The following is a 20553-nucleotide window of genomic DNA, read 5'->3' on the forward strand; positions in this document are numbered from 1 at the left end:
CTACGCCGCCCCCGCCTGCGCGGCGTGCAGCGCGGCGTACCGGGCCCCGCGCCGCAGGAGCTCGTCGTGGCTGCCGACCTCGACGACGCGGCCGTGCTCGAGCACGACGATGCGGTCCGCCGCGCGCACCGTCGACAGGCGGTGCGCGACGACCAGGGTCGTGCGGTCGCGCATGAGGCGGTCGAGGGCGTCCCGGACGACCGCCTCCGCCTCCGGGTCGAGCGCGCTGGTGGCCTCGTCGAGGAACAGCACGCGCGGGTCGCGCACCAGGGCCCGCGCGATGGCGAGGCGCTGGCGCTGGCCGCCCGACAGCCGGGCGCCGCGCTGCCCGACGATCGTGTCCCAGCCGTCCGGGAGCGCGTCGACGAACTCGAGGGCGTTCGCGTCGCGCAGGGCGGCGCGGACCCGGTCGTCGGTGGCGGCGTCGTCGTCCAGCCCGTACGCGACGTTCTCCCGGATCGTGCCCTCGAACAGCACCGACTCCTGCGGCACGACCGACACCCAGCGCCGCACGCTGCGCAGGTCGAGCTCTGCCATGTCGGCGCCGTCGAGCAGGAGTCGCCCGGCGGTGGGCCGCACGAACCCGAGCACGAGGTTGAGCAGCGTCGACTTGCCGGAGCCGGACGGCCCGACGAAGGCGACCGTCTCCCCCTCCCGGACCTCGAGGTCGACGTCGTGCAGCGCGTCCTGCGTCGCGTCCGCGTACCGGTGCGACACGTGCTCCAGGCGCAGGTGCCCGCGCACCTCGTCGACGCGCCGACGGCCCTCGTTGCGCTCGAGGTCGGGCTCCGCGAGCACCTCCGCGATCGAGCGGACCGACTCCACGCCGCGCGCGGTCACGGGCACGAGGTTGAGCACCTGGGTGAGCCCCTGGGTGAGGAGGCCGAAGTACGTCGACAGCAGCACCACCTCGCCGGGCGTGACGGGGATGAGCCCGGTGAGCGAGACGACGGCCGCGAGCACGAGGCAGCAGACGCCGAGCAGCTGCATCGCGACCCACGAGACGGACGCGACGCGCCCGTTGAGCAGGTCCAGCCGCAGGGCCGCGCGGCGCACCTCGTCGGCGCCGTCGGCGACGCGGGACACGGCCGTGCGCTCCAGGCCGTGGGCGCGCGTCACGGGGATGAGGGACGCCATCTCCCCCACCTGGGCCGAGAAGCCCTCGATCTCGCGGCGGAACTCCGCGTTCCGCGCCTGCGAGCGCCGCGACATCGTGCGCCGGATGACCAGCGCCGTCGGGATGGCGAGCGCGTAGACGGGCAGGAACTCGGGGACCTTGAGCGCCGTCATGGTGATCGCACCGACCATCACCATCGCCGCCGACAGGAGGGGGTGGGTGACCTGCTGCAGCATGAGCTCGACGTTCTCGACGTCGCGCACGACCTTGCTCTGCACGACGGCGGAGCTGGCCCGGGAGTAGTAGCCGATGGACAGCTCCTGGAGCCGCTCGACCAGCGCGTTGCGCAGGGCGGCGCCCGTGTCGCGCACGACGGTCATGAAGTTCCGCGTGTACACGATGTGGTTGGGGTAGTTCTGCGCCAGGAGCACGACCGCGACGGCGAACCAGATCAGCACGGTCGTCACCGGCCCGCCCTGGGCGACGACGTCGATCACCGCCCCCGTGATGACCGGCAGGAACCACAGGGGCGTCTCCTTCACCGCGAAGGCGAGGAGCGCGACCGACATGCGGCGCGGCCGCGTGGCCAGCAGGCGCAGCAGCGAGCGCACCGGCCGTCGGCCGTCGAGAAGGGGTTGGTCGGACGTGCTGGCAAGGGCTTTCCGGCGCACGAATCGATTCTAGACGGCGCCCGGGATGCGGTCCTCGCCACAGTCGGACCCGGACGGTCCGTGCGGGCCCAGGACGCGACTAACCTGATGCCGTGGCTACCTTCTCGAGCGTGACGCGCCAGCACATCCTCCGGGCGATCGAGGAGCACGACGACCGCGGCGCCGACGCCTTCGTCGGCGTCTACGGGTTCACGCCGACGCCCGGCCACACGTTCGTCCACGAGGAGCGCACGTACGACTCCAAGGCCGTGCTCGGCGTCGCGCACAAGTACGCCACGGGCGTCCCGGCGCGCGCCGAGGACCTCGTCGACGCCAAGTGCGACGACGCCGCCATCCTGCGCAAGCACGGCTTCGTCGCCACCGCCCCCGCGTCGGCCGCGCCGGCCCCGGCCCGCAAGACCGCCGCCCCGCGCCGCAAGGCCGCGAGCGCCCCGACCCGCAAGGCCGCCGCCCCGGAGCCCGAGCTCGCGATCTGCCCCACCTGCTTCACCGCGCTGCCCGCCACCGGCATCTGCGACGAGTGCGGCTGAGCCCCGCCCGCTGACCGGGTGACCCGCGGGCCGGTGACCCCGGCACCCCCGGAGGCGCGTGCGCGACGGCGTCGTGCTGGACTGACGGCGTGACCAACTACGCCCGGATGTACCGCTTCGGCCTGACGCCCTGGGAGGGCTACGCCGAGGCGGCGGCGCCGAGCGTCGCCGCGGTGCTGGACCGGGAGGAGACGGGCCGCACGCCGCCGCTGGGTCGGGCGCTGGACCTGGGCTGCGGGCGCGGCCAGTACACCCCGGAGCTGGCGCGGCGCGGGTGGGAGGCCGTGGGTCTCGACGCCGTACCCCGGGCGATCGACGAGGCGCGCCGCCGCGACCCCGCCGGCACCTACGTCGTCGGCGACGTCACCGACCTGCCGTCGGTCGGGCTCGGGACGTTCGACCTCTTCCTCGACGTGGGCTGCTTCCAGGGCCTCGACCCCGCGCAGCGTGCCGCCGAGGCGCGGGGTGTCACGTCCCTGGCGCGCACCGGCGCGACGCTGCTCATGCTCCAGTTCGGCCCGTCACGCTGGCAGCGGCTGACCGAGGGCGTCTCCCAGGAGGAGATCACCGGCACGTTCGACGCCTGGGACCTGCTCGACGTCCGTGCCGCCGACACCGCGGGTCTCGGCTTCCCGATGAACCGCACGGCGCCGCGCTGGTACCGCCTCGGCCTGGGGGCCGGCGCATAGGGCTCAGCCGCCGGCCTCCTGCCGCACGCGCGCGGCCTGCGTCGTCAGGTGCGTGCGCTCGGCGGTGCTGGTGGCCGCGTCGGCGGCCAGGGCGTAGCGCCGCGCCGCCTCGTCGAGGTCGCCCGCCCGCTCGTGCAGGTAGGCGGCAGCGGCGTCCCGGCGCGGGACGTCGGGCGGCAGGTCCTCGACCAGGCGCAGGCCGGCGAGCGGACCGTCCACGTGCCCGACGGCGACGGCGCGGTTGAGCTCCACCACCGGGTTGCGCGGCTCCAGCCGGACCAGCTCGTCGTACCACTCGAGGACCTGCGGCCAGTCCGTCTCCCCCGCCGTCGCCGCGTCGTCGTGGAGGGCGGCGATCGCCGCCTGCGCCTGGTACGGCCCGAGCCGGTCGCGGGCGAGGGCGCGCTGCAGCAGCGCGACCCCCTCCGCGATCGCCGCCGTGTCCCACCGGGAGCGGTCCTGCCGGTCGAGGGGCACGAGCTCGCCCGCCGCGGTCGTGCGGGCGTCGCGACGGGCGTGGTGCAGCAGGAGCAGGGCCAGCAGGCCCGCGGCCTCGGCGTCGTCAGGGACGGCACCGACGAGCTGGCGCGTCAGCCGGATGGCCTCGGCCGCGAGGTCGACGCCGTCGGCCCGGCCCGTGGGCCCGCCCGTGAAGCCCTCGTTGAAGATCAGGTAGAGCACGCGCAGCACGGCGCGCACGTCCCCGGGCTCGCCGAACCGCTCCCCCGCCACCGTCCGCTTCGCGCGCGAGATGCGCTGCGCCATGGTCGCCTCCGGCACGAGGAACGCGCGAGCGACCTGCGCCGTCGTCAGCCCTCCGACCGCACGCAGGGTGAGGGCCACCGCCGAGGCCGGGGAGAGCGCCGGGTGGCAGCAGCGACTGAGCAGCAGCAGGGTGTCGTCGGCCTGCTCCGCCGGGCCGGGCGGGGGCTCGAGCGTCACGCGGATCTCGCGCTGCGCGCGGGACGACGCCGACCGGCGCGCGTCGACGAACTTGCGCCACGCGACCGTGACCAGCCACCCCTTGGGGTCCGACGGCGCGCCGCCCGGGGCGTCCCAGCGACGCACCGCCTCCAGGAGCGCCTCCTGGACGGCGTCCTCGGCCGTCGCGAAGTCGGCGCCCCGCCGGACGAGGACGCCGAGGACCTGGGGGCCCAGGTCTCTCAGCGCCTCGTCCCGGTCGGTCGGCGTCATCCGGTGACCTCGGCGTCGTCCGTGAGGAAGGGCCGCACCTCGATCCACTCGTGCAGCGGACGCCCCCCGGGGCCCGGGGCCGAGGACAGGTACGCCGCAGCCTCGTACGCCCGGTCCTGGGAGTCGACGTCGATCGCCATCCACCCGGCGATGAGGTCCTTGGTCTCGGCGAACGGCCCGTCGGTGACCGGCGGCCGCCCCTCGCCGTCGTACCGCACGAAGTCCCCGCGCGGGGAGAGCGCCTGGGCGTCCACGAACTCGCCGCGCTCCTTGAGGTCCTCGATCATCCGGCCCATGAACTCCATGTGGGCGGTGACCTCGTCGGGCGTCCACCGGTCCATCGGCACGTCCGTGCCGGGCACCGGCTCCGGGATCCCGCGGTAGTGCTTCAGCAGCAGGTACTTGGCCATGGTCCACATCCTGTCGTCACGGGCGGTGCCTGTCACCGCCGACACCCCAGGGACGGAGCCGCCGCGAGGTTCTCGACATCCGCCCGGGCCCCTCCGACGACGCCGGTCAGCGGCCGAACAGGCGCGAGAGGAAACTGCCCCCGGACCTCGTGGACGGCTCGTCGTCGTGGCCGGGGCACCACTGGCCGGCGGGGACGGAGCGGCGGACGTCGTCGACGTGCTGGCCGCAGCCGTTCCAGGTCGTCTTGCCGCACGTCTTGCAGATCACGGGGTAGCACACGGTGGGGGTCTCCTTCGGCGTGGGGGGAGCCGCGGGCGCGGTGCGCGCCGGGCGGGAGGGTCGGGGAGCGGCGCCGGCTCAGGCCAGCGTGAGGAAGAGCTTCTCCAGCTCCTCGGTGGTCAGGCCGTCCTCGCCGGAGCCGGCGTCCGGGTCGGCGAGGCACTCCTTCATCGCCGTCGAGACCACGGCGAAGCCGGCACGGTCCAGGGCGGCCGAGACGGCGGCGAGCTGGGTCACGACGTCGCGGCAGGAGCGCCCCTCCTCGACGGCCTCGATGACGGCGTTCAGCTGGCCGCGGGCGCGCCGCAGGCGGTTGGCGATGCGGCGCTGGGCGTCGCTGTCGGTGGTGAGCATCGGGTCCTCCGTGTCGGGCGGGTGGCGGTGGGTCAGGCGCGGACGGGCACGACGAGCAGGTCCTCGGCCCGGTCGCCGAGGACGGCGCGCAGGGTGAGCGTCCCGCCGGAGAGCGAGGCGGAGTCGAACCCCGCCTGAGCGAGCACCCGGTGGGCGATCGCCGACCGCACGCCGGACGCGCACAGGACGCGCACGGGCCGTCCGGCGGCGGCCTCCCGGACCTCCTCGAGCCGGCCGCGCAGCTCGGTGTGCGGGACGAGCAGCGCGCCGGGCAGGTGCCCGGTCGCGACCTCCTGCGGGGTGCGCACGTCGAGCACCAGGGACTCGGCGAGGACCGCGTCCACGTCCTGCGCGTACCAGAGCCGCAGGGTGCCGTCGAGCACGTTGGAGCCGACCATCCCGGCGAGGTTGACCGCGTCCTTCGCCTGCCCGTACGGCGGGGCGTACGCGAGGTCGAGGTCGACGAGGTCTCCCACGGTCATGCCGGCGCGGAGCGCCGTGGCCAGCACGTCGACGCGCTTGTCGACGCCGTCGCGCCCCACGGCCTGGGCGCCGAGCAGCAGCCCGTCGTCCGGACGCACGTGCAGCACGAGGTGCACCTGGCTGGCGCCGGGGAAGTAGCCGGCGTGCTGGTTCGGGTGCAGGTGCAGCGTGCGGAAGCCGATCCCGGCGGCGTCGAGCGCCGCCCGGTTCGCGCCCGTCGTGGCCGCGGTCAGCTCGCCGACCCGCACGATCGCCGTGCCCAGCGGGGCCGGCAGGGGCCGGGCCGTGCCCGGGCGGACGACGTCGTCGGCGACCAGGCGGCCCGCGCGGTTGGCGGGGCCGGCCAGGGCCACCGGGCGCCTGAGGCCCGTGACGGCGTCGGACTGCACGACCGCGTCGCCCACCGCCCACACGCCCGGGGCGGAGGTGCGGCCGTGCTCGTCGACGACGATCGCGCCGCGCTCGCACTCCAGCCCGGCGGCCTCGAACGTCTCCGTGTCAGGTCGGACGCCCACGGACAGCACCACGACGTCGGCCGGCACCCGGGTGCCGTCGCCCAGCACGACGACGTCCTCGTCGGGCCCGTCCTCGACGGCCTCGGCGGCCACCCCGGTCCGCACGGCCACGCCGAGGCGGCGCAGCTCCTGGGTGACGGGGTGCGCGACCTCGTCCTCCAGCGGCGGCAGCACGTGCGGGCCGAGCTCGACGAGGGTGACCTCGAGGCCGGCGGAGGCGAGCGCCTCGGCGGCCTCGACGCCGATGAACCCGGCGCCGAGCACGACGGCGCGGCGCGCCCCGTCCTGCACCCGCTCCCGCAGCGTGCGGGCGTCGTCGACGGTGCGCAGCGTGCGCACCCGCGCGGAGGCGAGCCCGTCGATCGCCGGGCGCACGGCCCGCGCGCCCGGCGACAGCACGAGGGCGTCGTACGGAAGCTCGACGACGCCGTCCGCGGTGGTCGCGGTGACGACGCGCCGGTCGGTGTCCAGGGCGGTCACGTCGTGGCCGGTGCGGACGTCGAGGGCGAGGGATGCCCGCAGGGACTCCGGGGTCTGCACGAGGAGCCGGTCCGCGTCGGGGATCTCACCGCCCACGTGGTACGGGAGGCCGCAGTTCGCGAACGAGACGTGCGCCCCGCGCTCGAGCACGACGATCTCGGCCGACTCGTCGAGGCGCCGGGCGCGGGCGGCGAAGCTCATGCCCCCGGCCACTCCCCCGACGACGACGATCCGCCGGCGGGCGGGCGGGGCGACGGCCTCCGGTGCGGTGCTGCTGTCGATCATGGGGAGAGAATACCCCTGGGGGTATTGCTCCACCCAATCCGCTGGTCAGCGCCGCGTGCGCTCGCGCGCCGACGTTCAGGCCTCCCCGTCGCGCTCGGCGTCCCGCGCGGACAACGGGGTCGCCACGTCCTCCAGGGAGCGCCGCTCGGCGCCGACGCCGAGGAACATCGCCACCACTCCGCCCGCGACCATCAGCGCGGCGCCGATGTAGTACCCCACCGCGATGCCGGAGATGTCCTGCGCCTGGCTCGCCGACTCGATCAGGCGTCCGAACAGCAGCGGCCCCGTGATGCCGCCGACGGCGGTGCCGATCGCGTAGAAGAACGCGATGCACAGCGCCCGGGTCTCCATCGGGAAGACCTCGCTCGCCGTGAGGTACGCGGAGCTCGCCCCCGCCGACGCGACGAAGAAGACCGCCATCCCGAAGAACGTCAGCGTCCACGCCGTGAGCCCGCCGAGCATCAGGCCCGCGACGGCGAGCAGGACCCCGGAGACGATGTACGTCCCGGAGATCATCCGCACCCGCCCGACCTTGTCGAAGAAGGGGCCGAGGACGAGCGCCCCGAGGAAGTTGCTCACCGCGAAGAGCGCGATGTACGCGCCCGTCTGCCCGACCCCGAGGAACGTCTGCAGCGTGTCGCCGAACGTGAAGAAGAAGGCGTTGTAGAGGAACGCCTGCCCCACGAACAGCGCGAGGCACAGCACCGTGCGCCGCGGGTACTCGGCGAACACGGTGCGCGCGACCCGCGCGAGGCTCACCGTGTGCCGCTGCTTGACCGTGAGCGAGCCCTCGGGCTCGGGCAGCTCCACGCCGTCCTCCTCGGCCACCCGCCGCTCGATGTCGGACACGATCCGCTCGCTGTCCCGCTCGCGCCCGTGGATGAACAGCCACCGCGGGCTCTCCGGCACGTTGCGCCGGACGAACAGGACGCACAGCCCGAGCACCGCCCCGAGCGCGAAGCACAGGCGCCACCCGAGCCAGGCCGGGATCAGCTCGGGGTTCAGCAGCGGGATGGTCAGCAGCGCGCCGCCCGCCGCGCCGAGCCAGTACGACCCGTTGATGGCGATGTCGATCCGGCCGCGGTACTTCGCGGGGATCAGCTCGTCGATCGCCGAGTTCACCGCCGCGTACTCGCCCCCGATGCCCAGCCCGGTGACGAACCGCATCGCGAAGTAGTACAGCGGGTTCATCGAGAACGCCGTGAGCACCGTGCCCGTGAGGTACACGAGCAGCGTGAGGATGAACAGCCGCTTGCGCCCGAACCGATCGGTGAGCTGGCCGAACACGAGGGCCCCGAGGCAGGAGCCCGTGACGTAGACGGCGCCCGCCAGCCCGATGTCCGCGCTCGTGAGGCCGAGGCCGGTGTCCCCCTTGAGGGCGTCGGACAGGTTGCCGACGATCGTCACCTCGAGACCGTCGAGGATCCACACCGTGCCCAGCCCGACGACGATCAGCCAGTGCCACCGCGCCCATGGGAGCCGGTCGAGCCGGGCGGGGATGTCGGTGGTGATGGTCCGCAGCGTCGTCGCGCCGCCCTGGGTCGAAGGCATGCTCCGTGGTACGCCGCCCCCGGGATGCACGCACGACGACGGCGTGGACATTCGTCCGCACGGAGCTCACCCGAACGGACCACGGGACCCGCGGTGTCACGACATCGACACGATCCGGGACGGCGCGTTGACGCTGCGCACCGGGGACGAATAGCGTGCTGTGGCAGGCACTTTGAATCGTTTTTAGGCATCACTCGCGACAACGACGTCGGAGGGAGCGGCCCATGGCGAGCCCACCCGAGGGGCCCGTGCTCGAGCTGAGGGACGTGCGCAAGTCGTTCGGTCCCGTCGCCGCGCTGCGGTCCGGGGCGCTGAGCGTCGACGGCGGGTCGATCCACGCCCTCGTCGGCGAGAACGGCGCCGGCAAGTCGACCCTGGTGAAGATCCTCTCCGGCCTGTACCGCCGCGACGCCGGCACCTTCCGCCTGCACGGGCACGACGTCGACTTCGCCACCACGGCCGAGGCGAGGGCGGCGGGCGTCGCGGTGATCTACCAGGAGCCCACCCTGTTCCCGGACCTCAGCGTCATGGAGAACATCTTCATGGGCCGGCACCCGCTGCGGTCCGGCCGGCGCGTCGACCGGCGGGCGATGCGCGCGCAGGCCGCGGCGCTGTTCGCGCGGCTCGGCGTCTCCCTCGACCCCCTGCGCCCGGCGGAGGGCCTGTCGATCGCGGACCAGCAGATCATCGAGATCGCCAAGGCGATCTCCCTCGACGCGAGCGTGCTCGTCATGGACGAGCCCACCGCGGCACTGTCCGGGCACGAGGTGCGCCGGCTGTTCCAGGTGGCCCGCGGCCTGCGCGACGAGGGCCGGGGGCTGGTGTTCATCTCCCACCGCCTCGACGAGGTGTTCGACCTGTGCGACGCGGTCACCGTGCTGCGCGACGGCGAGTACGTCGCCACCGCCGCGGTCGCGGACACCACCGTCACGGAGGTGGTGACGCACATGGTCGGGCGCACCGTCGACGACCTGTACCCGAAGGTGCCCGCGCCGATCGGCGACGTCCGGCTCGAGGTCCGCGGGCTGCAGCGCGCCGGCGTGTTCCACGACGTCTCGTTCGAGGTCCGGGCCGGGGAGATCGTCGCCCTCGCCGGCCTCGTCGGCGCCGGCCGCAGCGAGATCGCCCGGGCGGTGTTCGGCGTCGACCCCTACGACGCCGGCAGCGTGCGCCTCGACGGACGCCCGGTGCCGCCCCGCAGCCCGCGCGCGGCGGTCCGGGCCGGGATGGCGCTGGTGCCGGAGGACCGCCGCCAGCAGGGGCTGGTCACGGACTCGACCGTCGCGCGGAACGTCACCGCCGTGATCCGGTCCCGGATCGCCCGGCTCGGGATGCTCACGTCCCGGCGCGAGAGCGACGCCGCCGCCCCCTGGGCGTCCCGGCTCGAGGTCAAGACCAGCGCGCTGGACATGCACGGCAGCACGATGAGCGGCGGGAACCAGCAGAAGGTCGTGATCGCCAAGTGGCTGGCGACGACGCCGACCCTGCTGATCATCGACGAGCCCACCCGCGGCATCGACGTCGGGACCAAGGCCGAGGTGCACCGGCTGCTCTCGGAGCTCGCCGGGCAGGGCATGGCGATCCTCATGATCTCCTCCGAGCTGCCCGAGGTGCTCGGCATGGCCGACCGCGTGCTCGTCGTCGCGGAGGGCCGCGTCACCGCCGACCTGCCGCGCGACGAGGCCACCCCGGAGGGGGTCATGCACGCCGCCACCGCGACCCTGGAGCACCAGCCGTGACCGGGCCCGCGACCGAGCAGCTGGTGGAGCCCAGCCGCCTCTCCCCCGCCCGCCGCGCCTGGCGCACGGTGCGACGCTCCCGCGAGCTGGCCATCGGGCTCGTGCTGCTCGCCGTGATCGCGGCCGCGACCGCCGCGAACGACAGCTTCCTGCTCAGCCCCAACAGCTGGCGCGACCTGCTCCTGACGCCGTCGGTGCTGGTGGTGCTCGCGGTGGGCCAGGCGGTCGTGATCATCACCCGCAACGTCGACCTCTCGGTGGGCTCGGTCCTGGCGCTCACCGCCTACCTCAGCGGGCGGCTGTTCATCGCGAACCCGGACCTGCCGGTGCCCGTCGTGTTCGTCGTCGCGATGCTGGCGGGCGCGTTCCTCGGGCTCGTCAACGGCCTGCTCGTGGGCCTCGGCCGCGTGCCCGCCCTCGTGATCACCCTCGGCACGCTGTACGTGTACCGGGGCGTCGTCCTCACCTGGGCCGGCAGCGACCGGGTCAACGCGTCCGACCTGCCCGGCACCTTCCTCGCCCTCGGGACGCGGACCGTGCTGACGGTCCCCGTCCTGGCGGTCGTCGCGCTCGTCGTGCTCGCCGCCGTGGGCTACTACCTGCACACCGCCCGCGGCGGTCGCGAGCTGTACGCGATCGGCTCCGAGCCCGAGGCCGCGGTGCTGTACGGGCTGCCGGTGCGCCGGCGGGTGATCGGCGCGTTCGTGCTCTCGGGCGCGCTGGCCGGGCTCGCCGGCATCATGTTCGCCGCCCGCTACGGCACGATCAGCTCCGGCGCGGGGCTCGGTACCGAGCTGCAGGCCGTCGCCGCCGCCGTCATCGGCGGCGTCGCCATCTTCGGCGGGAGCGGCACGGTCTGGGGCGCGGCGCTGGGCGCCGTCCTGCTCGTGACGATCAACCGCGCCCTGCCGATCCTCGGCATCCCCGACTTCTGGCAGCAGGCGGTGGTCGGCGTCCTGATCATCGGCGCGATCGTGCTCGACCGCCTGCTCGCGAACCGCACGGCCCGCCGTCTCGTCCGAGCGAGGGATGCCCGATGACGACCACGGACCGCCCCGCACGGACGGGGCGCACGTACGCCGCCCACGCCCGCCCCTGGTGGCAGCGCGCGCTGCTCACCCGCGAGACGGGCATCATCGCGCTGCTCGTGGTCGTCGTCGCGCTCTCGCTGCAGTACGTGGACAACTTCCGCAGCCCGCTGACGCTCCCCTACCTCGTGCTGGACACCGCGCCGATCCTGCTCATCGCGCTGCCGATGACCCTCGTGATCATCACCGGGGAGATCGACCTGTCGGTCGCCAGCGTCGTCGGGCTCTCCAGCGTGACCGTCGGCCTCCTGGTCGAGGCAGGCTGGGCGGTGCCGGCCGCCGCCGGCACCGCGCTCGCCGTGGGCGTGGTGTGCGGCGCCCTCAACGGCTTCCTCGTCGCGTTCGTCGGGCTGCCCTCGCTCGCCGTGACGATCGGCACCCTCGCCCTGTACCGCGGCGTCGCGGTGGGGCTGCTGGGCACCAAGGCCGTCACGGACTTCCCCGAGCGCTGGACCGACCTCGCCACCGCCCGGCTCGGAGACTCCCAGCTGCCGGTGGTCCTCGTGCCGATCGTCGTGCTGGCCGCCGTCTTCGTCGTGCTGCTGCACTTCACGCCGTTCGGCCGCGGGGTCTACGACATCGGCCTCAGCGCCGACACCGCGCGGTTCAGCGGCGTGGGCGTGGCCCGCACCAAGCTCCTGCTCTTCGTCCTCACCGGCACGGTCGCCGCCTTCGCGGGGGTGTTCTTCACCCTCCGTTACGGCAGCGCGCGCGGCGACAACGCGACGGGCATGGAGCTGCAGGTGGTCGCGGCCGTCCTGCTCGGCGGCGTGTCGATCTTCGGCGGCCGCGGGGCGCTGCACGGGGTGCTCGCCGGCGTGCTGCTCATCGGCGTCGTCTCGAGCGCCCTGCGGCTGGAGAGCGTCACCGTCAACGTCATCAACATCATCATCGGCGCGCTCCTCGTGCTGTCGGTGATCTCCCCGAGCGTCACCGCCTGGATCGTCCGGCGCCGACGCCCGACCTCCCCGCGGCCCGTCGGAAAGGAAGAACGATGAAGCTCACGAACCAGCGGTCGGCCGCTCTCGCGGCCCTCGCGATGACCGCAGCACTGGCCCTCGCCGGATGCTCGTCCGGCGGCGACGACGGCGGCGGCGGGGGTGAGAGCGGCGGCGGGGGCGGCGACGTCTCGGTCGTCATGCTGCCGAAGAACCTCGGCAACCCGTACTTCGACACCAGCACCAAGGGTGCGAAGGCCGCCACCGACGAGTTCGGCGGCTCCTTCTCGGAGGTCGGGCCGGACACGGCCACGCCCGACGCGCAGGTGCCGTTCATCAACACCGCCGCGCAGCAGGGCACGAAGGCGCTCATCGTGTCGGCCAACGACCCGAAGGCGATCTGCGACGCGCTCGACGAGGCCCGGCAGGCCGGCACGAAGGTCGTGACCTTCGACTCCGACACCGACCCGGCCTGCCGCGACCTGTTCGTCAACCAGGCCTCGGCCGAGGGCATCGCCAAGGTGCAGGTCGACATGATCGCCGAGCAGATCGGAGACTCCGGCGAGGTCGCGATCCTGTCCGCGAGCGCCAACGCCACGAACCAGAACGCGTGGATCGAGCTCATGGAGAAGGACCTGGCCGACAACCACCCCGACATCACCCTGGTGGACACCGTCTACGGCAACGACGACGACCAGACGTCCTTCGACAAGACGGCGGCGCTGCTCCAGTCGCACCCGGACCTCAAGGGCATCATCTCGCCCACCACGGTGGGCATCGCCGCAGCGGCCCGGTACGTCTCGACGTCGGACGCGAAGGGCAAGGTCGCCGTCACCGGCCTCGGCACGCCGAACCAGATGCGCGAGTACGTCGAGGACGGCACGGTCACCGAGTTCGCGCTCTGGAACCCGGAGGACCTCGGCTACCTCGCCGCGTTCGCGGCCGACGCCATGGTCGAGGGCACCATCACCGGGGCCGAGGGCGACTCCTTCACCGCGGGCAAGCTCGGCGACTTCACCGTCGACGCCGACGCGACCGTGCTGCTCGGCGACCCCTACCGCTTCAACAAGGACAACATCGACGACTTCGACTTCTGACACCCGCCACCGAGGACGGTCCGCCCGCGCCCGGTAGGTTGGCGGCGTGGGCGGACCGGGCGGGGCAGACGACGACGCGGCGCCCCGGCGCGGCTACGCGAAGGGCGCGGCGCGCCGGGCGCAGATCCTGGACCAGGTGCTCCGGCTGGTCGCGGAGCACGGGGTCGACGCGTCCTCGCTCAGGTCGGTGGCCGACGCCGTCGGCGTCTCGCACGCCACGCTGCGGCACTACTTCCCCTCGCGCGACGACCTGCTCGTGGCCGTCTACCACGAGCACGAGGTCCAGCGGGGCGACGCCGGCGGCCCGCCGACGTCGGCCGTCGGGGGGATGCGCGAGAGCGCCGTCCTCAACCGCGAGGTGCCCGGGCTCGTCCAGCTCTACACGACGCTCGCGGGCGACGCCGCGGGCGAGGGCCACCCGGTGACCCGCGAGTTCTTCCGCGAGCGATTCGCGCGCCTTCGGGCCGAGCTGTCCGACCGGGTCCGCGCCGACCAGGAGGCGGGGCGCATCGACCCCGCCGTCGACGCCGGCGACCTCGCCGCGCTGGCGATCGCGGCGTCCGACGGCATCCAGGTGCAGTGGCTGCTCGACCCCGACGCCGTGGACGGCGCGCGCGTGCTCGAGCTCCTCGAGCGGCTGGTGCCGCCGCCCCCGATGTCGTCGTCCGAAGGCTCCGCCCGCCCCTGACCTTCGCCCAGAGGCCTTCCAACAGGCGATCCCTCGCGTCATCCGGTCCGATGGCGCGAGGGATCGCTTGCTCGAAGGGAGGAGGCGGCGACTCAGAAGGTCGACGCCGCCGGGTCGAAGTCCTCCGCCAGCGGCGGCGGCGCGTCGACCGTGGTCGCGACGTCGACCGCCGTCCCGGACTCCGCCGCGTCGCGGATCGCGAGCAGCACGTCGAGCACGTGCAGCGCGACCGCGCCGGAGGCCCGCTCGGGGCGCCCCTCGCGGATCGCGCGCGCCAGCTCGACGACGCCGGTGCCGCGGCCCCAGGTGGAGCCGGTCGCGGCGACCGTCTCGGGCTCCTCCTGGCCGTACCGCCACAGGGTCGAGTCGCCGTCGAACACGTTCGGGTCGGGCAGCACGATGGTGCCCGTCGTGCCGTTGACCTCGACGAACCCGGCGCGCGGCAGGGCGTGCTGGAACGAGAACGTCGACTGCGCCGACTGCCCGCCGCGGAACTGGATCAGCGCCGCGTGGTGGGTGGGCACCTCCACGGGGAACGTCGCCCCGGCGCGCGGGCCGGACGCGATCGTGCGCTTCTCGAGCGACTTCGACGACACGGCCTGCACGCGGGCCGCCGCACCGAGGGCGTGCACGAGGGTCGTGACGTAGTACGGCCCCATGTCGAACAGCGGCCCGGCTCCCGTCGCGTACAGGAAGTCGGGGTCCGGGTGCCACGCCTCCGGGCCGGGGACGTGGAACATCGTCGTCGCCGTCAGCGGCTCGCCGATGTCTCCGCGGGCGATGGCGCGCAGCGCGGACTGGATGCCCGCGCCGAGGACCGTGTCCGGGGCGCACGCGACGCGCAGCCCCTTCGCCTCGGCGGCCGCCAGCAGCGCGGCCGCCGACGCGTGGTCGGTCGCGATCGGCTTCTCGCTCCACACGTGCTTGCCGGCCGCGACGATCTGATGGCCGACCTCGGCGTGCACGGCCGGGATCGTCAGGTTCACGACGATGTCGATGTCGTCCCGGGCCAGCAGCTCCTCCACCGTGCCCGACGACGCGACGCCGTAGGCCTCGGCCTGCGCGCGAGCCCGGTCGAGCAGCACGTCGGCCACCATCCGGACCTCGACGTCGGCGAACTGCGTGAGGTTCTCGAGGTACTGGGTCGAGATGTTCCCGGCACCGATGATGCCGACGCCCACGCGGCTCACTTGTCGTTCTCCTGCAGCCAGGCGAGGGACGCGGCGACGCCCTCGAAGACGTCGCCCGCGTAGGAGTCGAACTCCACGACGCGGATGGCCTGCGGCGCGGCGGCGAGGATCGCCGGCACGTCGACGTCGCCCTGGCCGGCGGGCACCTGGTTCTCGTAGGCGGCCTTGAGCGCGGGCGGCACCTCGAGCGCGCTCTCGCTGGAGGGCAGCACGGTCGCGATGTCGCCGGACACCTCGCCGTCCTTGACGTGGATCGCGACGACGCGGTCGCCGAGCGTCTTGAGGACGGCCGGCGCGTCGGCGCCGCCGACGGTGGCCCAGAACGTGTCGACCTCGAGCACGGCCTCCGGGTCGAGGTGCTCGGCGAAGATCTCGAACACCGGGCGTCCGTCGACCTTGTTCGTGAACTCCCACTGGTGGTTGTGGTAGCCGAAGCGCAGGCCGTGGCCCGCCGCGCGGACGGTCAGCTCGTTGACGCGGTCGGCGAGCTTCTTCGCGTCGTCCGCGGTCTGCCACCGCTCGGTCGGGACGAACGGGTCGATGACGATGCCGATGCCGAGGCGGGCGGCGGCCTCGAAGACGACGTCGGGCTCGGCGACGTCGATGACGGCGGCGTGGCCGGACGGCGCGGCGAGCCCCGTGGCGGCGAAGGCGCGCTCGAAGTCGGCGACGCGCTCGACGAACGCGTACGGCTCGACGTGCTCGTACCCGATCTCGCGGACGCGCGCGACGGCGGCGTCCAGGTCGGCGGCGATGGCATCCCGCAGCGAGTACAGCTGCACGGACGTGATGGGCATCTGGGGGCTCCTTCGCGTGGTCTGCGGTCCCGACTTCCGTCGATGCCCGTACAGAAGTACGCCGCACCGCGCCGGAAGCCGTGGACGAGCCTACCCCCAAAACCTCACACTGGAAGGTTTCTGTCCCGATCTCTGTGCCGATGAGTTCTCCCGACCGACCCGGTCTCCCCCCGTGAGCCGGCCGACCGTCCAGCGCCGGGCGATCTCCGGAGGACACCATGGGACTCATCCACCTCGAGCTGTTCGCCACCCTCGACCTGGTCGCCCAGGCCCCGGGCGGCCCCGACGAGGACCCGCAGGGCTTCCCGTTCGGAGGCTGGCAGGCCCCGCTCCTCGACGAGGTCGCCGGCGAGCAGATCGACGCCGCCTACGGCGAGGGGACGGACGCCCTGCTGCTGGGCCGGCGGACCTACGACATCTTCGCCGGCTTCTGGCCGCACCAGAGCGGCGACGGCCAGGACGGCGACATCGCGACCCTCTTCAACAGCATCCCGAAATACGTCGCCTCTCGCGGCACCCCCGACCTCTCCTGGGCCGGCTCCACCCAGCTCGGCCCGGACCTGCCCGCCGCCGTGCGGGAGATCCGCGACCGGCACGAGCACGTCCGCGTCGTCGGGAGCCTCGACCTCGTGCAGACGCTCCTGCACGAGAAGCTCTTCGACCGCATCGACCTCTGGGTCCACCCCATCGTCCTGGGGGTCGGCAAGAAGGTCTTCGACGGCGGGGAGGTGCCGACGAACCTCCGGCTCCTCGAACCCCCCGTCGCCGGCCCCAGCGGCACCGTGTACCTCCACTACGGCCTCGCCGACGGCGTCCCCGCCACGGGGGACATGGGAGCGCCGGACCGCGGCGTCTGACACGCCCGCCGGCTCAGTCCTGCGGGGGGCGTCGCATCCGCTTGACGCCCGCTCGACGCTTCTTCGCGTCGATGCGCCGCTGCGCCGACCCGCGGGTCGGGCGCGTCGGGCGCCGGCTCGGCCCGGGCGGGGCGAGCGCGTCGGCGACGAGGGCCGCGAGCCGGGTCCGCGCGGCGTCCCGGTTGCGCAGCTGCGCGCGGTGCTCGGACGCCACGACGGTCAGCACGCCGTCGGACGCCCGCCGCCCGAGCCGCTCGAGGATCCGTGCACGCTGGACCTCGGTGAGGGCCCGCGACGCCGTGACGTCCCACGACAGCTCGACGCGCGAGTCGGTCGTGTTCACGCCCTGACCGCCCGGCCCTGAGGAGCGCGAGAACCGCCAGGACAGCTCCGCCTCGGGGAGGACGAGGGCTGACGTCACGCGCAGGCCGCTTCGGGCATCGTCGGGCATCCGACCATCATGCCCGGAGACGTCCGCCACCCGTTCCTCAGCGGGCCTCTCCCCCGTCACGGGTGCGACGGCGGACGGTCCCCGCAGGGATCGACGCCCCGGTGCGGGGGAACATTCGCGCGCCGTCCACGCGACGTGCATCTGGCGTTCGGGCCGATGCCTCGGGCGACCGGTACCCCTGGTGTCGTCCTTCCACCGACACGCCAGCGCCGGAGGCCCCATGCCTGCCTTTCCGCTCCCCGCCGCGCCCATCACCCGACGCGGCTTCGTGCTGGGCGCCGGCTCGACAGCCGTCCTCCTCGGCACGGGGGCCGCGCCTGCCCACGCCGGGTCTCCGGCCCACCAGCCCCGCCACGGCATGCCCGACTACCCGTTCAAGGTGGGTGTCGCCTCCGGCGACCCGCTGCCGAACTCGGTCGTGCTCTGGACCCGGCTCGTGCCTGACCTGTTCGCGGCCGACGGCCGTGGCGGCATGCCCCGCCGCAAGGTTCCGGTGCAGTGGGAGGTGGCCAAGGACGACCGCTTCCGCACCGTCGTCAAGCGTGGGACGGTCCTCGCCACCCCCGAGCTCAACCACTCGGTGCACCCGGAGGTGTGGGGGCTGGAGCCGGACCGGCACTACTACTACCGGTTCCGCGTCGGCGGCGAGATCAGCCCCGTCGGCCGTACCAAGACCGCCCCCGCGTACGGCGCCCGCAACCGCTCGGTGAGCTTCGCCTACGCCAGCTGCGCGTTCTGGACCGCGGGCTACTTCACCGCCTACCGGCACCTGGCCGACGACGACCTGGACGTCGTCCTCCACCTCGGCGACTACGTCTACGAGCACGGCATCCGTGCGGACGGCGGGCGCGCCGGGACGACGGACCCGGCCGTCCGCGACGTCCGGATCCCGGAGCAGTTCCTGCCCGAGACGACCACGCTGTCCCGCTACCGGCTCCAGTACAACCTCTACAAGTCCGACCCCGACCTCATGGCGGCCCACCAGGCGCACCCGTGGGTCGTCACGTTCGACGACCACGAGGTCGAGAACAACTGGGCGGGGCTGATCCCCGAGGCCTCGAGCCAGACCCCGGGTGCGCTTTTCGCGCCCCGCCTGTCCGACGGGCTCCAGGCGTACTACGAGAACCTGCCGCTGCGCGCCTCGGCGATGCCCGACGGACCCGGGATCCAGGTCTTCCGCCGGCTGTCCTACGGCGGCCTCGTCGACTTCCACGTGCTGGACACGCGCCAGCACCGCACCGACCAGGCCACCGCCGCGACGAACGCCGCGCTGCGCTGGGACCCCACGCGAACCATGCTCGGCGCGCGCCAGGAGCAGTGGCTGGCCGACGGCCTGGCACGCTCCGCAGCCACCTGGCAGGTCGTCGCCCAGCAGGTCCGGTTCTCCGAGATGGACCAGCAGATCGGCGAGGGCGAGACGTACGCGGTCGACAACTGGGACGGCTACGCGCACGCCCGCGGCCAGCTCTTCGACGCCGTGCAGGAGCGAGGCGTCGAGAACCTCGTCGTCATCACCGGCGACCAGCACAACAACTGGGTCAGCGACCTCAAGCCCGAACCCCTGGACCCGGGCTCCCCCACGCTCGGCGTCGAGTTCCTCGTCACCTCCGTGACGTCCGACGGCGACGGCTACGACACCAGCGCCACCACCCGCAACCGGCTGGCGGAGAACCCGACCGGGCACTTCTACCAGAGCAGGCGCGGCTATCAGCGCGCCGTGGCGACACCGACCGAGCTCCGGGTCGACGTCAGGTCGCTCCCCGCGGTCACCGTCCCCGACCAACCCGTCGCCACCCGCTGGTCGGGCTACGTCGAGGCCGGCCGCCCCGGGCTCGCACACGCCCAGGACGGCACCATCGTCTGACCTCGCCCACGACACACCGTCAGTCGTGGGCGGCCACGACCCAGAACGGTGTCCTCGCACCCGTGGCTCGACGCGGACTCGGGACGGTCGTGGGCGCCGCCGGGCAGGGAAACGTCGTCACCCTCGGCCGGGATGTCGGCGCCCGGCGGGAAGACGGGCGTGTAGATCGTGCCGGTCCCGCTCTCCTCGACGACGAGGCAACCGTCCGCCACGCCGGCGGTCCCGCTCAGCCGGGCTCGCCCGCTCTTGCCCACCCGGTGCCGCGATCAGCCATCACCACGTCCGGACGGACGCGGAGCACCACATGTAGACGTCGGGGTCGAGGGGCGCGGTAGAGCGAGCGCCGGCACTCGGTAGCCCTCGTATGCGCCGACGTGGATCGCCTGCAGGCCACCGACGGCGGACGCAGGTATCAGGTACTGCGTGAGGTCACCGTCGATGACGAAGAAGTCGTCGATCTCGTCCGGATCGTATGTTCGGCGCCCGCGCCCGCTCGTCGAGAGGTAGACCTTCCACGTAGCACCGGCGCGAACCGTCGTCGTCTTCACCTGGACCCGACGCGTCCCCGTCTTCGTCATCACGAGCAGGTCGTACCTGGCGGGCTCGAGCGGCCAGGAGACATCGTCGCCGCACAGCGTGAACCACGCGGCGGCGAGGAGCGAGCCCGCGCGATCGAGGCGTGAGACGTCCGGTCGACGCGCCTCCATCCCGGAGCGGGACTCTGTATCCGGCACGGTCAGATGCGTCGTGTCCAGGCCTAGTCGTACCGCGTGCCCTCTCACCGTGGCGACCCCGGAGCCGCCCCGCAGCCCCAGCCGTTCGACGACGTCCGCCCACGTGGCGGCTCCCGCTACCGCCGACCGCAGCTCGCTCTCGGTCCAGCTGCGCTGTCCCGTGAAGTGGCGGTAGTCGAGACCGAGCAGGTCAGCACGAGCGCGGACCGATCTCATCGCGCCCGCCGATGTACCCGAGAGCCCGAGACCGCGCAGAGCTCCCCGCCACGAGTTCGCTGTCGCGACAGCGGCGACGAGCTGCTCGTCGGTGTAGCGGCGCTCCCGTGGCATGTGCCCGACAGTAGGACGCGCATCCGACACCTTCAGTCGCGTTGTCGTCCAGAACGGCCGCGCAGAACGGCGAGAGGCGGGGGCCCCCCTGCGGGGCCGGCCGCGCCGAGGCGGGGCGGGGGGGGGGGGCCGGGTTGTAACAACGCCCCCCCCGCCCCCCCGGAGGGGGGCGAACACAGAGCGCCCCCCCCCCCCGCCCCCCCCCCCCCCCCCCCCCCCCC

General features: G+C 73.8%; 20 protein-coding genes. 9 read left to right on the forward strand and 11 right to left on the reverse strand.

Going from position 1 to position 20553, the window contains the following annotated elements; genetic code table 11:
• Positions 1–1788, reverse strand: a complete 1788-nt coding sequence (locus tag ACFQ8T_RS05620) for an ABC transporter ATP-binding protein (RefSeq protein WP_430545562.1) — start codon at positions 1786–1788, stop codon at positions 1–3.
• 110 nt (positions 1789–1898) lie between these two features.
• Here ACFQ8T_RS05620 and ACFQ8T_RS05625 point away from each other — a divergent pair, with 110 nt between their 5' ends.
• On the forward strand, positions 1899–2318 hold the full coding sequence (locus tag ACFQ8T_RS05625) for a hypothetical protein (protein ID WP_430545563.1): 420 nt from the start codon (positions 1899–1901) through the stop codon (positions 2316–2318).
• Positions 2319–2407: 89 nt separating this feature from the next.
• Positions 2408–3007, forward strand: a complete 600-nt coding sequence (locus tag ACFQ8T_RS05630; RefSeq protein WP_430545564.1) for a class I SAM-dependent methyltransferase — start codon at positions 2408–2410, stop codon at positions 3005–3007.
• A 3-nt stretch (positions 3008–3010) separates the two neighbouring features.
• Here the strand turns inward: ACFQ8T_RS05630 and ACFQ8T_RS05635 are convergent, their stop codons facing one another.
• The 6 genes from ACFQ8T_RS05635 to ACFQ8T_RS05660 form a co-directional block, all read right to left on the reverse strand.
• Complete coding sequence (locus ACFQ8T_RS05635) at positions 3011–4201, reverse strand: RNA polymerase sigma factor (protein ID WP_430545565.1); 1191 nt, start codon at positions 4199–4201, stop codon at positions 3011–3013.
• Positions 4198–4611 carry a YciI family protein gene (locus ACFQ8T_RS05640; RefSeq protein WP_429763446.1) on the reverse strand — a complete coding sequence of 138 codons (414 nt, stop codon included), beginning with the start codon at positions 4609–4611 and terminating at the stop codon, positions 4198–4200. Before ACFQ8T_RS05640 ends, ACFQ8T_RS05635 begins: the two co-directional genes overlap by 4 nt.
• A gap of 106 nt (positions 4612–4717) precedes the next feature.
• Positions 4718–4891, reverse strand: coding sequence for a hypothetical protein (locus ACFQ8T_RS05645; RefSeq protein WP_430545566.1), 174 nt, complete (start codon positions 4889–4891; stop codon positions 4718–4720).
• A 78-nt stretch (positions 4892–4969) separates the two neighbouring features.
• Positions 4970–5245 carry a metal-sensitive transcriptional regulator gene (locus tag ACFQ8T_RS05650; protein WP_430545567.1) on the reverse strand — a complete coding sequence of 92 codons (276 nt, stop codon included), beginning with the start codon at positions 5243–5245 and terminating at the stop codon, positions 4970–4972.
• Positions 5246–5277: 32 nt separating this feature from the next.
• Positions 5278–7008, reverse strand: coding sequence for an FAD-dependent oxidoreductase (locus tag ACFQ8T_RS05655; RefSeq protein WP_430545568.1), 1731 nt, complete (start codon positions 7006–7008; stop codon positions 5278–5280).
• A gap of 75 nt (positions 7009–7083) precedes the next feature.
• The gene (locus ACFQ8T_RS05660) at positions 7084–8559 is read right to left on the reverse strand and encodes an MFS transporter (protein WP_430545569.1); all 1476 of its coding nucleotides are present in this window, start codon (positions 8557–8559) and stop codon (positions 7084–7086) included.
• A 224-nt stretch (positions 8560–8783) separates the two neighbouring features.
• On the opposite strand from ACFQ8T_RS05660, the gene ACFQ8T_RS05665 reads away from it, so the two are divergent.
• Genes ACFQ8T_RS05665 through ACFQ8T_RS05685 form a run of 5 tightly spaced genes read left to right on the forward strand, consistent with a single transcriptional unit; the run spans position 8784 to position 14109 of the window.
• Complete coding sequence (locus ACFQ8T_RS05665) at positions 8784–10298, forward strand: sugar ABC transporter ATP-binding protein (protein WP_430545570.1); 1515 nt, start codon at positions 8784–8786, stop codon at positions 10296–10298.
• Complete coding sequence (locus ACFQ8T_RS05670; RefSeq protein WP_430545571.1) at positions 10295–11338, forward strand: ABC transporter permease; 1044 nt, start codon at positions 10295–10297, stop codon at positions 11336–11338. The genes ACFQ8T_RS05665 and ACFQ8T_RS05670 overlap by 4 nt, the downstream gene beginning before the upstream one ends.
• Positions 11335–12384 (forward strand): ABC transporter permease, encoded by a 1050-nt coding sequence (locus tag ACFQ8T_RS05675; protein WP_430545572.1) that lies wholly within the window; start codon positions 11335–11337, stop codon positions 12382–12384. Before ACFQ8T_RS05670 ends, ACFQ8T_RS05675 begins: the two co-directional genes overlap by 4 nt.
• On the forward strand, positions 12381–13421 hold the full coding sequence (rhaS, locus tag ACFQ8T_RS05680) for a rhamnose ABC transporter substrate-binding protein (RefSeq protein WP_430545573.1): 1041 nt from the start codon (positions 12381–12383) through the stop codon (positions 13419–13421). The genes ACFQ8T_RS05675 and rhaS overlap by 4 nt, the downstream gene beginning before the upstream one ends.
• Positions 13422–13467: 46 nt before the next feature.
• Positions 13468–14109 (forward strand): TetR/AcrR family transcriptional regulator, encoded by a 642-nt coding sequence (locus ACFQ8T_RS05685; RefSeq protein ID WP_430545574.1) that lies wholly within the window; start codon positions 13468–13470, stop codon positions 14107–14109.
• Between the two features lie 92 nt (positions 14110–14201).
• On the opposite strand, the gene ACFQ8T_RS05690 is transcribed toward ACFQ8T_RS05685, so the two are convergent.
• Complete coding sequence (locus ACFQ8T_RS05690; protein WP_430545575.1) at positions 14202–15299, reverse strand: Gfo/Idh/MocA family protein; 1098 nt, start codon at positions 15297–15299, stop codon at positions 14202–14204.
• On the reverse strand, positions 15296–16096 hold the full coding sequence (locus ACFQ8T_RS05695) for a sugar phosphate isomerase/epimerase family protein (protein ID WP_430545576.1): 801 nt from the start codon (positions 16094–16096) through the stop codon (positions 15296–15298). The genes ACFQ8T_RS05690 and ACFQ8T_RS05695 overlap by 4 nt, the downstream gene beginning before the upstream one ends.
• A 218-nt stretch (positions 16097–16314) precedes the next feature.
• Here ACFQ8T_RS05695 and ACFQ8T_RS05700 point away from each other — a divergent pair, with 218 nt between their 5' ends.
• Positions 16315–16953: a dihydrofolate reductase family protein gene (locus ACFQ8T_RS05700; protein WP_430545577.1), complete on the forward strand. Its 639-nt coding sequence runs from the start codon at positions 16315–16317 to the stop codon at positions 16951–16953.
• Positions 16954–16966: 13 nt separating this feature from the next.
• Here the strand turns inward: ACFQ8T_RS05700 and arfB are convergent, their stop codons facing one another.
• Positions 16967–17404: an alternative ribosome rescue aminoacyl-tRNA hydrolase ArfB gene (gene arfB / locus ACFQ8T_RS05705; RefSeq protein ID WP_430545578.1), complete on the reverse strand. Its 438-nt coding sequence runs from the start codon at positions 17402–17404 to the stop codon at positions 16967–16969.
• Between the two features lie 220 nt (positions 17405–17624).
• Between arfB and ACFQ8T_RS05710 the strand changes: the two genes are divergently transcribed.
• A complete protein-coding gene (locus ACFQ8T_RS05710; RefSeq protein ID WP_430545579.1) occupies positions 17625–19268 on the forward strand; it encodes an alkaline phosphatase D family protein in 1644 nt (547 codons plus the stop codon).
• Between the two features lie 266 nt (positions 19269–19534).
• Here ACFQ8T_RS05710 and ACFQ8T_RS05715 read toward each other — a convergent pair whose 3' ends face one another.
• On the reverse strand, positions 19535–20332 hold the full coding sequence (locus ACFQ8T_RS05715; RefSeq protein WP_430545580.1) for a hypothetical protein: 798 nt from the start codon (positions 20330–20332) through the stop codon (positions 19535–19537).
• Between the last annotated feature and the right edge of the window lie 221 nt (positions 20333–20553).

The organism is Isoptericola sp. NPDC056618 (assembly GCF_042792715.1).
GTDB lineage: Bacteria > Actinomycetota > Actinomycetes > Actinomycetales > Cellulomonadaceae > Isoptericola > Isoptericola nanjingensis.

Excerpts from the sequence above, each read along its gene's own strand:
- ACFQ8T_RS05715 (WP_430545580.1), bottom strand. The coding sequence starts at position 20,332 with ATGCCACGGGAGCGCCGCTACACCGACGAGCAGCTCGTCGCCGCTGTC.
- ACFQ8T_RS05695 (WP_430545576.1), bottom strand. The coding sequence starts at position 16,096 with ATGCCCATCACGTCCGTGCAGCTGTACTCGCTGCGGGATGCCATCGCC.
- ACFQ8T_RS05655 (WP_430545568.1), bottom strand. The coding sequence starts at position 7,008 with ATGATCGACAGCAGCACCGCACCGGAGGCCGTCGCCCCGCCCGCCCGC.
- rhaS (WP_430545573.1), top strand. The coding sequence starts at position 12,381 with ATGAAGCTCACGAACCAGCGGTCGGCCGCTCTCGCGGCCCTCGCGATG.
- ACFQ8T_RS05635 (WP_430545565.1), bottom strand. The coding sequence starts at position 4,201 with ATGACGCCGACCGACCGGGACGAGGCGCTGAGAGACCTGGGCCCCCAG.
- ACFQ8T_RS05650 (WP_430545567.1), bottom strand. The coding sequence starts at position 5,245 with ATGCTCACCACCGACAGCGACGCCCAGCGCCGCATCGCCAACCGCCTG.
- ACFQ8T_RS05675 (WP_430545572.1), top strand. The coding sequence starts at position 11,335 with ATGACGACCACGGACCGCCCCGCACGGACGGGGCGCACGTACGCCGCC.
- ACFQ8T_RS05665 (WP_430545570.1), top strand. The coding sequence starts at position 8,784 with ATGGCGAGCCCACCCGAGGGGCCCGTGCTCGAGCTGAGGGACGTGCGC.
- ACFQ8T_RS05710 (WP_430545579.1), top strand. The coding sequence starts at position 17,625 with ATGCCTGCCTTTCCGCTCCCCGCCGCGCCCATCACCCGACGCGGCTTC.
- ACFQ8T_RS05640 (WP_429763446.1), bottom strand. The coding sequence starts at position 4,611 with ATGGCCAAGTACCTGCTGCTGAAGCACTACCGCGGGATCCCGGAGCCG.
- ACFQ8T_RS05700 (WP_430545577.1), top strand. The coding sequence starts at position 16,315 with ATGGGACTCATCCACCTCGAGCTGTTCGCCACCCTCGACCTGGTCGCC.
- arfB (WP_430545578.1), bottom strand. The coding sequence starts at position 17,404 with ATGCCCGACGATGCCCGAAGCGGCCTGCGCGTGACGTCAGCCCTCGTC.
- ACFQ8T_RS05660 (WP_430545569.1), bottom strand. The coding sequence starts at position 8,559 with ATGCCTTCGACCCAGGGCGGCGCGACGACGCTGCGGACCATCACCACC.